Source organism: Mesorhizobium sp. A556 (assembly GCF_054489545.1).
In genome coordinates this window covers 383,225-395,354 of record NZ_JBTMXA010000001.1, presented here as the reverse complement: position 1 = coordinate 395,354, position 12,130 = coordinate 383,225, and the positions used below count along the sequence as shown (strand labels likewise).

Here is a 12,130-nt window from a genome sequence, read left to right as displayed (position 1 = left end):
CTTTGGGGGATGGTTCAGGCGGCGAGGAGGCTACCATGGGCAGGCATATCGGGCATATCGCACCGGACGCGGTAAGGCCGACCAGTCTTTGGACGCCGTGGGGCGAACAGGCTGTGCCTGTGGCGGGCGCAAAATTCGCGGCACTTCGCAAATTGGCCAAACGCATCGGCCATTTGAAAACGCCGAAGACAAAGCCGCTAGGCGATCATCGGAATTTTGCCGGCGACTAGCCGCCGTAATAATTCATCACGGCGTGGCGCGCTTCGGCGAAGAACAGCCAGCGTTCGGTCACCATGCCCAGCATATGAAAACCCAGCGCCACCGCGGCAAGGACTGCTGCCATCGGGCCGGCATTTGCTCCTGCTAGCAGCAGCGCCAGCATAAGCAGGCCCGGCACGATCGCCCCGGCGGCAACGGCAAGCTTCCACAGCTTATCGGCATGTTTTCGCACGACCTTGAAGCCCATCTCGCGGGTCAGGTAGTTTTCATTGACATGTGGCCGCTCGAACAGCCGGACTTTGCCGATCGCGCCCAATCCCGTGGCGCTTTCCGGCGTCGATAGCGGCACGATTGCCAGCATGTTCCGACGCCAGAATATTTTTGCCACCCATGCGCCAGCCAGGAAAATCAAAGCCAGCAGTGGCATTGCCATCGTGTTTCCACCGCCGCAGAAGGCAAAAAAACTGGCTGCCAGAAAACCGCCCGCGATGGAAAAAAACCGGTAGCAAAGCGGCGTCAGCTTAGTGTGCCATGCCTGCACGGACTGCAGCGAGGCGTAGATCATCGCGGTGCAATAGACCGTGACCATGCACAGCACAGTGCCGACGATGCCGACCGTTGGCAGATAGCGGCCATCGATGACCGAGGCCCATGCCGATATGCACAGAGGCACGAAGGTGATGATCGCCATCACGCCCTCGCGCGACAGCCAGCTCGAGCGCCATTGCGACAGCGCCCGCCACGCGCGCTGCGGATTGCCAAGATGCAGCGTGGACGAGAGAAGCCCGCCGGAAATCAGCGCCAGCGCCAGAACATGCGCGAACTTGGTGGCCAGTGCCGCCGGATCGAGCAGACCAAGCCCAAGCACCGCCGCCAGCCCGTAGCCAAGGCCGGACAGCGTGGTGAACAGGATGATGGAGGGAGCGGGATGCATGCTCAAATCCTGTCCAGCATGCCGTCGAGCCAGGCGAAAAAGCCCTTGGCGCCGTCGGTGTTTTCAGCAAGTGGCAGGTGCGCGCTGGCCGCCAGCGATGTCCGCGCACGCGGCGGCAGATATTTGTTGACCGGCTTCGTCCCCTGCTCCGGCATCAGGTCAATGCCGCCGCGCGCCAGCACCATGAGCGACACGGCAGAGCCCGGGTCCGAAAAGTCGCCGAAATGCCGGGCATTGGCCGGGCATGTCCTGACGCAGGACGGCGTGCGGTCCACTTCCTCGAACGTCTCGTTGTAGATGCGGTCGATGCACAGCGTGCATTTCTTCATCACGCCAGCGGCCAGATCCATCTCGCGCGCGCCGTAGGGGCAGGCCCAGGCGCACAGGCCGCAACCGATGCACATGTCCTCGTCCACCAGCACGATACCGTCTTCGGCGCGCTTGTAGGATGCGCCGGTCGGGCAAACGGTAACGCAGGGCGCATCCTCGCAATGCAGGCAGGATTTGGGGAAATGCACAATGCGCGCGTCGCCCGCCTCGCCCACGATTTCGCCGCCCTCCGGCACCACTTCAAATGTGTGGACCCGGTTCAGCCACGCGCCGGAAACATCCGCGCCATAAGGGTCCTGATCCGACAGTGCCGAACCATAGCCGCCGGTGTTCCACTCCTTGCAGGATACCACGCAGGCATGACAACCGACGCAAACGTCGAGGTCTATGACGAGGCCGAGTTTCTTTGGGGTCGGCAAGGCTGGGAGCAAGGTCATTTCGCCCACTCCTGCCCGTAGCGCAATTCATCGGGATGCGGTTCCGCCCTGCCCGGCTGGGCAATTTCCGGGAATTGCGGTTCGCTCACCTCGCCGGCTTCGGCTTTTTCGATCCGCACGCGCAAATCGTACCAGGCCGCCTGCCCGGTTACCGGATCGGAGTTGGACCAGCGTAATCCGTCGCCCTTCGGCGGCAGAAGTTCATGGATCAGATGGTTCATCAGGAAGCCTTTTTTGGCCTCGGGCGCATCCTGATCCAGCCCCCACGCGCCCTTGCGCTTGCCGATGGCGTTCCACGTCCACAGAGTGCGCGAATTGACCGCCTCCATGCGCGCCACCTCGACCTTGATGCGGCTGTGGTACGAGATCACCCAGACCCAGTCGCCGTCGACAAGCCCCAGTTCGTCGCAGATCGGACCCGGCACATAGAGCGGGTTCTTGGTGTGTATCTGCCGCAGCCACGCATTCATCGAGCCCCAGGAATGATACATCGCCGCCGGCCGCTGCGTGATGGCGTGATACGGATATTCCGTGTGATCGACCAGCGCCTCGCCCAGCGGTTCATACCAGTCCGGCAACGGATCGAACGCGTCGAAAATACGCTGCCGGTGCGTTTCCGGCGCGAATGGTTCGCGCAGCCCTTGCGCCGACAGCCGGAATTTCTGCAGCGATTCCTGATAAAGCTGAAACGTCACCGGCTGCGGCGTATCGAAGAAGCCCATGCGCACGCCAAAGTCCTGATAGGCTTGGTTGGCGTGCTTGAAGAACTGCGCCTCCATCGGGATATGCGCCGAGAAGAACGAGCCGTTTTCGATATAGCGCTTCAACTGGTCCGGATTGGCAGCGCCCCGCCCCGCCCGGTCACCGTTAACGCCGCGAAAACCGGCTAGAGGGCCGATACCGGGCCGCCGCTCATGCCGCACGATGTAATCGGCATAATCCTTATAGAGCGCCTTGCCGTGATTGTCGGCGAAGCCCGGCAGCTTCAGCCGCGCACCGAGGTCGAGCAATACGGATTGAAAGCCACGCACGTCGCGGTCCGGTTCCACCACCGGCCAGCGAATGGCGTCCTGCACGGCGTCCGGCTCGGAAATCGGCCGGTCGAGCATGGAAATGCAGTCGTGCCGCTCGAGATAGGTCGTGTCGGGCAGGATAAGGTCGGCATAGGCCACCATTTCCGAGGCATAGGCGTCGGAATAGATGATCTTGGGAATGCGGTATTCGCCGGTCGCCTCGTCCTTGTCCTCCAGCATCTTGATGACGCCGGCTGTATTCATCGACGAATTCCAGGCCATGTTGGCCATGTAGAGGAACATCAAATCGACCGGATACGGATCGCCGGCATGCGCGTTGGCGATGACCATGTGCATCATGCCATGCGCGGCAATCGGAGCGTCCCACGAAAAAGCCTTATCGAGCCGCGCCGGCTTACCGTCGGCATCGATCAGCAAATCCTCGGGGCCGCGCGGAAAACCTAGGTGCGGGCCGGATAGCGGCTTGTTCGAGCCAAAATGCTCGGCCTTGCCATGCGGCGTCGGGTGGGCCGAAATCGGCTTCGGATAGGGCGGCTCGAAACGGAAGCCGCCGGGGCAGTCCACCGCGCCGATCAGCACCTGCAGCATGTGCAGCGCGCGCGTCGTCTGAAAACCGTTGGAATGAGCGGACAGCCCGCGCATCGCGTGAAACGATACCGGCCTGCCGATATAGGCCTGATGGCGCTCGCCATTGGTGTCGGTCCAGGGCTGCTCGATGACGATCGCCTCATCAAAGGCCACGCGCGCGATCTCGCAGGCCAGGCCGCGAATAGTCTCGGCCGAGACGCCGGTCTCCGTGGCGACGGCTTCCGGCGCGTACTTCTCGTCCATGTATTTTTCGGCAAGCAACTGGAAGGACGGCACGGCGAACCGTCCATCTTCCAGTTGAACGCGACCGGAAAGAGCGGGCCGCGCGCCCTTGGTGCCGACAGGCACGATGTGCTCCGTCACCGTCTCGTGCACCAGCGCTTTGCCCTCGCCGTCGCGCGCAAACAGGCCATGATCGGCGGTGCCCGGCGCATCGATGACAAGCCAGGTGGCGTTGGAATAACGCACCAGGTAATCGACGTCGATCTTTCGCGCTTTCAGGAGTTCATGGACAACCGACAGGATCAAAAGCCCGTCGGTACCGGGACGGATGCCGATCCAGTTGTCGGCGACCGCCGAATAGCCGATGCGCACCGGATTGACCGAAACGAAACGCGCGCCGCGCTGTTTCAGCTTGGAAATGCCCATCTTGATCGGGTTGGAATCGTGGTCTTCGGCCACGCCGAACATCACGAAAAGCTTGGTGCGGTCCCAGTCTGGCGCACCGAATTCCCAAAACGCGCCGCCGATGGTCATGATGCCAGCAGCCGCCATGTTGACCGAGCAGAAACCGCCATGGGCAGCATAATTGGGCGTCCCGTATTGCTGCGCCCAAAAGCCGGTCAACGATTGCGACTGGTCGCGGCCGGTGAAGAAAGCGAGTTTCTTGGGATCGTCCTTGCGAACCTCGTCCAGCCAGCCGGTGGCGATGCCAAGCGCTTCCTCCCACGAGATTTCCACGAACTCTCCCGAACCGCGCGGTCCGGTACGCTTGAGCGGGGCGTTGAGCCTGGCCGGTGCATAGTGCTGCATGATGCCGGCCGAACCCTTGGCGCACAGCACCCCCTTGTTCACCGGGTGGTCGCGGTTGCCTTCAATATAGCGTATCTTGCCGTCCTTGATGTGGACGTTGATGCCGCAACGGCACGCGCACATATAGCACGTGGTCTTGCGCACCTCGTCGGCAATCGGCTCGGAAAGCGCAACCCGCTCTCTGGGACTCATCGGCTCAAACTCCTCCGTGAGGAGTCCTATCAGGCATCCCGCGAAATGAAATGCCTCGAAACGGCATTCGGCCGCAAACTTGTTGTCGAAAACGCTTGGGCCACAGCATGATAGTCGCGGCGAACGCCCGGCGCTGCCTCCGACCCGCCCTTAATTGGCGACGATTATTCGCGTGTTCGCCGCACCGACTTCCTTGACCAGTGCATAGAACTTCGCCGCGTTGACCGTGCGAAGCCGCACACAACCATGCGAGGCCGGCGTACCCAGGCGCTTCACCGCATTGGTGCCATGAATGGCGTAGCCGCCATGGTAGAACACGGACCATGGCATCGGCGACATCTCGTATTTGCGCGAGTACCACATCTTGTGCATGCGCTGCGGCCGGTAGGTGCCGCGCGGCGTCACGTAACCCCTGCGGGCCGTCGATACACGCCATTGATAGAGCACCCGCCCCGCTTTGCTTACCGTCATCGTTTGCGTGGAAACATTTATGCGCGCGACAAGACTTGCGGCCCATCCCGGCGTCGATGCACCGAAGGAAAGCGCCATCATCATCGCCGCAAAAAGAACTGTCTTTTTCATAACGTCCCCTTTTTATCGCCCTTACTTACCCAAGCTCGTTTGTTCTTAACCTTGAGGGGGTTTTTCTTAAAATACACGCAAGCGTTGAGGATCCACCCAATCGGAAACGTAAAATTTGAACTATTTTGAGCGACAGTTGCAATCGGGACACGCTCTTGCTGGCCCATGGCGGCAGGCTTGCAAAGCCCCGCCATTCGCTGTTCAAATCCGGCAATGAGAACAAATCTGCTCGAAACCATTGAAGCGCGCAGGGACGATCTGGTCGAACTGACCGCCGACCTGATCCGCTTCCCCACCATCAATCCACCCGGAGAAGCCTATCGCCCCTGCGCGGAGTACATCGCCGCGCGGTTGAAACGCCGGGGTTTTGAGACCGAGTTCATCCGCGCCGAAGGCACGCCCGGCGACACCGACCGTTATCCGCGCGTCAATGTCGTTGCCCGCTTCGACGGCCGTACGCCCGGCCCCTGCGTCCACTTCAACTCGCATATCGATGTCGTGGAGGCCGGCGATGGCTGGACCGTCGATCCTTTCGCCGGCCTGGTGAAAGACGGCAGGGTCTATGGACGCGGTGCCTGCGACATGAAGGGCGGGCTCGCCGCCTCGATCATCGCGGTAGAAGCCTATCTCGACACCCACCCCGACTTCCCCGGCACCATCGAAATCTCAGGCACCGTGGACGAGGAATCCGGCGGCTTCGGCGGCGTCGCCCATCTGGCCAGGCTCGGCTATTTTTCGAAGCCGAAGGTCGATCACGTCATCATCCCCGAGCCGCTCAACAAGGATCGCATCTGCCTTGGCCATCGCGGCGTCTGGTGGGCGGAGATCGAGACCAAGGGCGAGATCGCGCACGGTTCGATGCCGTTCCTCGGCGACAACGCCGTGCGCCACATGGGCGCGGTGCTGCAAGCGTTCGAGGACGAGCTTTTTCCTGCCCTCGACACGAAGCGCACGACGATGCCCGTGGTGCCGGAAGGCGCGCGACGCTCGACCATGAACATCAACTCGATCCATGGCGGCCAGACGGACGATTTCCGACCCGGCCTGCCCTCCCCCAACGTGCCCGACTGGTGCCGCCTTACCATCGACCGACGTTTTCTGCTGGAAGAGAAGATCGAGGACGTGAAGCAGGAAGTAACCTCGATCCTGGACCGGTTGACGCGGGAGCGGCCAAAATTCCGATACGACATCCGCGATCTGATGGAAGTGCAGCCCACCATGACCGAGCGCGATGCGCCGGTGGTCAAGGCGGTGGCGCAAGGCATCATGGAAATCTTCGACCGCGAGCCGGAATATGTCATCTCGCCCGGCACTTACGACCAGAAACACATCGCCCGCATAGGCCACATCTACGATTGCATCGCCTACGGTCCCGGCATCCTCGACCTCGCCCATCGACCTGACGAATGGGTCGGCATCGACGACATGGTGCAATCGGCCAAGGTGATGGCCATCGGCCTCGACATTTTGTTACGCGGCGGTCAGCACTGAGCAAGCGCGGTAGATTTCTGCTGCATTGCAAAAGAATCGTGACAAAGCGATTTACTCGCCCGCGTTTTCACGCTTCTATTCGCGCACTATCCAGATCGCCGGGAGATGATCGATGAAACTATGGAAAGCCGTTCTCGCAGCTTCGGTTCTGGGGCTGATAACGAGTTCACCGGCGATGGCGGCACGCACCGATCTAGTCCTGGGTGTCGTTCTGGAGCCTCCCCATCTCGACCCGACGGCCGGCGCTGCCGCGGCAATCGACGAAGTGCTTTACGCCAATGTTTTCGAAGGGCTGACCCGCATCGGCCCGAACGGCGAAGTGTTGCCGGACCTCGCCGAAAGCTGGACGGTTTCGGACGACGGCAAGGTCTACACCTTCAAGCTGCATACCGGCGTGAAATTCCATGACGGCACCGATTTCGACGCCAATGACGTGAAATTCTCGCTCGACCGCGCCCGTGCCGACAATTCCGTCAACGCCCAGAAAGGCCTGTTTGCGGCCATCCACACGGTCGAAGTCGTCGACCCGGCGACGGTCAAGGTCACGCTGAAGCAGCCGCAAGGTTCCTTCCTGTACAATATGGGTTGGGGCGACGCGGTGATCGTGGCGCCCGAATCGGCCGATACCAACAAGGAAAAGCCGATCGGCACCGGCCCGTTCAATTTCCAGAACTGGGCCAAGGGCGCTTCGATCACACTCGTGAAATCGGACCATTACTGGGGCGATCGGGTAGCGCTGGACAAGGCAGAATTCCGCATCATCCCGGACGCCGCCGCACAGGTTACGGCGCTTCTATCCGGCGATGTGCAGGCCATTCCGTTCTTCCCGCCGGATGCCGCCGCCCAAGTTCAGGGAAACCCCGATCTGAAGGTGGTGATCGGTTCGACCGAGGGCGAGACGATCCTTGCGATGAACAACAAGAAGCCGCCCTTCGACAATCTCAAGGTCAGGCAGGCGATTTCCTACGCGCTCGACCGCAAGTCGATTATTGACGGCGCGTCGGGAGGGCTTGGCGTGCCCATCGGCTCGCATATGGCGCCGTCCAACAAGGCCTATGTCGATCTGACCGGCGAATATCCGCACGACCCGGCAAAGGCTCGGGATCTGCTGAAGGAAGCAGGCTTCGAAAACGGCATCAAGGCCACCTTGAAGCTGCCGCCCCCCGATTATGCCCGGCTTGGCGGCGAGATCGTCGCTTCGGAATTGCGCGAGGTCGGTATCGATCTGGAGATCATCCCGGTCGAATGGGCGCAATGGCTGGATCAGGTCTTCACCAAGAAGGACTACGATCTGACCATCGTTTCGCATACCGAGCCGAACGACATCGATATCTATTCGCGCAAGGATTACTACTTCAACTATGACAATCCGGCCTTCGACAAGGTCATTGCCGAACTGAACCTGACGTCGGACGAGGCCAAGCGCGACGAATTGCTGAAGCAGGCGCAGAAAATCCTGGCCGACGATGCCGTCGTCGGCTTCCTGTTCGAACTGCCGAAGGTCGGCGTGTGGGATGCCAAACTGCAAGGCCTGTGGGAAAACGCACCGATCCAGGCCAACGACCTCACCAAGGTAAAGTGGGCGGACTAGGATTTGATGGACTGAGAGGCTTGCGCCCTACGTTGCCCCCCTCTGTCCTGCCGGACATCTCCCCCGCAGGTGGGGAGATCAGCAGCTTTGACCTCTCGATTTTGCTTGCTGAATCGAAGGTTGGTAACGGCAGAGATGACAGCCTGATCTCCCCCCTTGCAGGGGAGATGTCCGGCAGGACAGAGGGGGGCAACGTAGGGCAGGTCGGCACGCAAACTCCCGTACCCCACCCATGACCACCTATTTCCTCCAGCGTCTCGCCATCGCCCTTGCCACGCTCATCCTCGCCTCGATGGTCGTCTTTGCCGTGCTGGAAATCATCCCCGGCGACCCGGCGCGCCTGATGCTGGGCATGAATGCCAGCGCCGACCAGGTGGAAATGCTGCGCAACCAGATGGGCCTCAACGCGCCCATCCTTGTTCGCTATCTGCACTGGGCAAGCGGCATGCTGACTCTCGATTTCGGAACGTCCTACACCTATTCCGTTCCCGTCATCGACCTTGTTGCCGAGCGCGCCGTCGTTTCGTTGCCGCTTGCACTCATTGCGCTTGCGCTTGCCGCGGCAATCGCCCTTCCGGTCGGCCTGTATTCGGCCAGCCGGCGCGGCCATGCCGGCGACACCGTCGCCATGGGGGCCGCCCAACTGGGTGTCGCCATTCCCAATTTCTGGTTCGCGCTGTTGCTGATCTATCTTTTCGCGGTCTGGCTCAGGCTGGTTCCGGCCGGCGGTTTTCCGGGCTGGAACGCCGGCATCTGGCCGGCCCTGAAAGCGCTGTTCCTGCCGGCAATCGCGCTCGCTTTGCCGCAAGCCGCAATTCTTGCGCGCGTCGCCCGCTCGGCTCTGATCGAGGTGCTGAACGAGGACTATATCCGCACCGCCCGCGCCAAGGGCATGCCGCGCCGGACCGTGCTTTGGCGGCACGCGCTGCGCAACGCGATGATCCCGGTGCTGACCATCATGGGCCTGCAATTCGCCTTCCTGCTTGCCGGCACCATCATCATCGAGAACGTCTTTTACCTGCCCGGCCTCGGCCGTCTGGTGTTCCAGGCGATAACCCAGCGCGACCTGATCGTGGTCGAGAGCGTCGTCATGCTGCTGGTCGCCACTGTCATCGCCGTCAATCTCTTGGTCGACCTTTCCTATGCCATCGTCGATCCGCGCCTGAGACGCCGGCAATGACGGAACCGACGCGACCGATCGAAGACAGTTGGGCCCGCCTTGTTGCAACGGCTTTTTCCAACCGCTCGTTCCTTGCGGGCTTTATCGTCACGCTGCTGGTGGCGGCGATGGCGCTCGTCTCGTTTCTGTGGACGCCCTACGACATCACCAAACTGGTGATCGCCGACAAGACGCAGGCGCCCTCGCTCACCCATTGGTTCGGCACTGACCATTTTGGGCGAGACATACTGTCGATGATCATGCTCGGCGCGCGCAATTCCATCGCGGTGGCGCTGGTCGCGGTCGGCATCGGCATGGGTGTCGGCGTGCCCCTCGGCCTATGGGCGGCGGCACGCGGCGGCCTGCTGGACGAAGCGCTAATGCGCCTGAACGACCTCGTTTTCGCCTTCCCCGCCCTTCTTTCGGCGATCATGATTACAGCGATCTTCGGGCCGGGCGCGGTCAACGCCATCATTGCCATCGGCATCTTCAACATTCCGGTCTTTGCCCGCGTGGCGCGCGCCGGCGGGCTTGCCATCTGGCCGCGCGAATTCATTCTTGCCGCGCGTGCCGCCGGCAAGGGCAGCACTCAGATTACGCTGGAACATATCCTGCCCAACATCGCCACGCTGCTTCTGGTGCAAGGCACCATCCAGTTTGCGCTGGGCGTTCTTGCGGAAGCGGGCCTGTCCTATGTCGGACTAGGTGCGCAGCCGCCCATGTCGAGTTGGGGCCGCATGCTGTTTGAAGCGCAGACGCGAATGGTAGTTGCGCCGTGGATGGCGCTGTTTCCCGGAATGGCCATCGTCGTCACCGTGCTCGGCCTCAATCTTCTGGGCGATGGCCTCGCCGACATCCTCGACCCGAAATCGAGGCGGCAACGATGAGCCTGCTCGAAATCGAGAATCTTTCGCTCCACATCGGCGACACGTCCATCCTGAAAGGCGTGGACCTGACCATCGCGCCCGGCGAAGTGATGGGGCTTGTCGGCGAATCGGGTTCCGGCAAATCGATGACCGCGCTGGCGGTGATGCAGCTTTTACCGAATGGCGCGCGCGCCGACGGCAGCATTACCTTCGACGGCATCGATATTCTCAAGGCCACGGAAGACCGCATGTGCGCGTTGCGCGGCGACGATATCGGCATGGTGTTCCAGGAGCCGATGACCGCGCTGAACCCAGTCAAAACCATCGGCGAGCAGGTGGCCGAAGGCATCCGCTGGCACGCCAAAGTCTCCAGAGCCGAAGCCGAAGACCGTGCGCGAAAAATACTCGACCAGGTGGGCCTGCCGGCACAGAAATTTCCCTTGTCGCGTTATCCGCATGAGCTTTCCGGCGGCCAGCGCCAGCGTGTCGTCATCGCCATTGCCTGTGCGCTGAACCCGAAACTGCTGATCGCCGACGAGCCCACGACGGCGCTCGACGTGGTGCTGCAGGCGCAGATCCTCGACCTGCTGCGCGAACTCGTTGCCGAAAATGGCATGGGCCTGCTCCTGATCTCGCACGACCTTGCCGTCGTCACCGAAATGGCTGACCGCATCACCATCCTGCGCCGTGGCGAGGTGATGGAAGCGGGCGAAACCGCGCGCGTTCTCTCGCAGCAGGTCCACCCCTACACAAGGCAGTTGGCGCAAGCCTCGATGCATGCGCCGCAACGCGCCAGCGTCAGCGCCGCCAATGCGGCAACGCCTCTCCTGCATGTCGAGAAAGTCAGCCGGACCTATCGCGGCGCCCACACGTCGCTGTTCCGGCGCGCCGCTCCCGTTCACGCCGTCAACGATGTCTCTTTCTCGATGATGCCCGGCCAGTCGGTTGCGCTGGTCGGGCGTTCCGGTTGTGGAAAATCCACGCTTGCGCGCATGATCCTGGCGTTGCACAAGCCAACCACCGGCGAAATCCGCTTTCGCGGCGAGACGATCAGCAACCGCAGCGCGGCCGAATTGAAAGCGGCGCGCCGCAACATGCAGGTCGTATTCCAGGACCCATACGGCTCCTTCGACCCGCGCCTGAAGGCGGAAAGGCTTGTGGCCGAGCCGCTTCATCTGCTGGAGCAAAAGCCGTCGCGCACGCAGCGTCGCGAGATGGTGGCGCACGCGCTGCATGAAGTCGGCCTCGCACCGGACGATATGGACAAATATGCACATGAATTTTCCGGCGGCCAGCGCCAGCGCCTGTCGATCGCGCGCGCCATCATCACACGACCGAAACTGGTGGTCGCAGACGAGCCGGTTTCGGCCCTCGACGTGTCGATCCGGGCGCAAATCCTCGACCTTTTTGCCGACCTCAACGGCAGGCTTGGCATCGCCTATCTGTTCATCACCCACGACCTGACAGTCGCCCGAGCCATTACCGACGAGGTGATGGTGATGCACGAGGGCAGCATTGTCGAAAGCGGGAAAACCGCAGACGTGCTCGACAACCCGAAATCCGAAGCGGCGCGCGCTCTGGTCGCCGCCGCACCCGATCTTCGCCGCGCGCTTGCACGGAAGCTGCAGGGACAGGGCTGACCGCAAGAGCCGCATTGCCTAATCGGCACCGATGT

10 protein-coding genes are annotated in these 12,130 nt (G+C 61.9%); 6 read left to right on the top strand and 4 right to left on the bottom strand.

Going from position 1 to position 12,130, the window contains the following annotated elements; translation table 11 throughout:
* Positions 1-35 precede the first annotated feature (35 nt).
* Positions 36-230 carry a hypothetical protein gene (locus tag ACX3P0_RS01950; RefSeq protein ID WP_459086171.1) on the top strand — a complete coding sequence of 65 codons (195 nt, stop codon included), beginning with the start codon at positions 36-38 and terminating at the stop codon, positions 228-230.
* On the opposite strand, the gene ACX3P0_RS01945 is transcribed toward ACX3P0_RS01950, so the two are convergent.
* From ACX3P0_RS01945 to ACX3P0_RS01930, 4 genes are all read right to left on the bottom strand, one after another.
* On the bottom strand, positions 227-1,153 hold the full coding sequence (locus ACX3P0_RS01945; RefSeq protein ID WP_459086169.1) for a dimethyl sulfoxide reductase anchor subunit family protein: 927 nt from the start codon (positions 1,151-1,153) through the stop codon (positions 227-229). The two genes, ACX3P0_RS01950 and ACX3P0_RS01945, sit on opposite strands and share 4 nt — an antisense overlap.
* 2 nt (positions 1,154-1,155) lie before the next feature.
* Positions 1,156-1,920 carry a 4Fe-4S dicluster domain-containing protein gene (locus tag ACX3P0_RS01940; protein WP_459078473.1) on the bottom strand — a complete coding sequence of 255 codons (765 nt, stop codon included), beginning with the start codon at positions 1,918-1,920 and terminating at the stop codon, positions 1,156-1,158.
* The gene (locus ACX3P0_RS01935) at positions 1,917-4,766 is read right to left on the bottom strand and encodes a molybdopterin oxidoreductase family protein (protein WP_459086168.1); all 2,850 of its coding nucleotides are present in this window, start codon (positions 4,764-4,766) and stop codon (positions 1,917-1,919) included. The genes ACX3P0_RS01940 and ACX3P0_RS01935 overlap by 4 nt, the downstream gene beginning before the upstream one ends.
* A gap of 150 nt (positions 4,767-4,916) precedes the next feature.
* Entirely contained in the window at positions 4,917-5,348 is a 432-nt protein-coding gene (locus ACX3P0_RS01930) for a L,D-transpeptidase (protein ID WP_459078475.1), read from the bottom strand.
* Between the two features lie 213 nt (positions 5,349-5,561).
* Here ACX3P0_RS01930 and ACX3P0_RS01925 point away from each other — a divergent pair, with 213 nt between their 5' ends.
* The 5 genes from ACX3P0_RS01925 to ACX3P0_RS01905 all read left to right on the top strand — a co-directional run bounded on the left by ACX3P0_RS01925 (position 5,562) and on the right by ACX3P0_RS01905 (position 12,095).
* Positions 5,562-6,839: an acetylornithine deacetylase/succinyl-diaminopimelate desuccinylase family protein gene (locus ACX3P0_RS01925; protein WP_459086166.1), complete on the top strand. Its 1,278-nt coding sequence runs from the start codon at positions 5,562-5,564 to the stop codon at positions 6,837-6,839.
* A 112-nt stretch (positions 6,840-6,951) separates the two neighbouring features.
* Entirely contained in the window at positions 6,952-8,430 is a 1,479-nt protein-coding gene (locus ACX3P0_RS01920) for an ABC transporter substrate-binding protein (protein WP_459086165.1), read from the top strand.
* Between the two features lie 232 nt (positions 8,431-8,662).
* Positions 8,663-9,610 (top strand): ABC transporter permease, encoded by a 948-nt coding sequence (locus ACX3P0_RS01915; RefSeq protein ID WP_459078478.1) that lies wholly within the window; start codon positions 8,663-8,665, stop codon positions 9,608-9,610.
* Positions 9,607-10,476: an ABC transporter permease gene (locus ACX3P0_RS01910; RefSeq protein WP_459078479.1), complete on the top strand. Its 870-nt coding sequence runs from the start codon at positions 9,607-9,609 to the stop codon at positions 10,474-10,476. The genes ACX3P0_RS01915 and ACX3P0_RS01910 overlap by 4 nt, the downstream gene beginning before the upstream one ends.
* A complete protein-coding gene (locus ACX3P0_RS01905) occupies positions 10,473-12,095 on the top strand; it encodes an ABC transporter ATP-binding protein (RefSeq protein ID WP_459086163.1) in 1,623 nt (540 codons plus the stop codon). Before ACX3P0_RS01910 ends, ACX3P0_RS01905 begins: the two co-directional genes overlap by 4 nt.
* Positions 12,096-12,130: the final 35 nt, after the last annotated feature.

Bases quoted from the DNA above. Each gene is read 5' to 3' on its own strand.
- ACX3P0_RS01945 (WP_459086169.1), bottom strand. From the start codon at position 1,153: ATGCATCCCGCTCCCTCCATCATCCTGTTCACCACGCTGTCCGGCCTT.
- ACX3P0_RS01935 (WP_459086168.1), bottom strand. From the start codon at position 4,766: ATGAGTCCCAGAGAGCGGGTTGCGCTTTCCGAGCCGATTGCCGACGAG.
- ACX3P0_RS01940 (WP_459078473.1), bottom strand. From the start codon at position 1,920: ATGACCTTGCTCCCAGCCTTGCCGACCCCAAAGAAACTCGGCCTCGTC.
- ACX3P0_RS01915 (WP_459078478.1), top strand. From the start codon at position 8,663: ATGACCACCTATTTCCTCCAGCGTCTCGCCATCGCCCTTGCCACGCTC.
- ACX3P0_RS01920 (WP_459086165.1), top strand. From the start codon at position 6,952: ATGAAACTATGGAAAGCCGTTCTCGCAGCTTCGGTTCTGGGGCTGATA.
- ACX3P0_RS01905 (WP_459086163.1), top strand. From the start codon at position 10,473: ATGAGCCTGCTCGAAATCGAGAATCTTTCGCTCCACATCGGCGACACG.
- ACX3P0_RS01910 (WP_459078479.1), top strand. From the start codon at position 9,607: ATGACGGAACCGACGCGACCGATCGAAGACAGTTGGGCCCGCCTTGTT.
- ACX3P0_RS01925 (WP_459086166.1), top strand. From the start codon at position 5,562: ATGAGAACAAATCTGCTCGAAACCATTGAAGCGCGCAGGGACGATCTG.
- ACX3P0_RS01930 (WP_459078475.1), bottom strand. From the start codon at position 5,348: ATGAAAAAGACAGTTCTTTTTGCGGCGATGATGATGGCGCTTTCCTTC.
- ACX3P0_RS01950 (WP_459086171.1), top strand. From the start codon at position 36: ATGGGCAGGCATATCGGGCATATCGCACCGGACGCGGTAAGGCCGACC.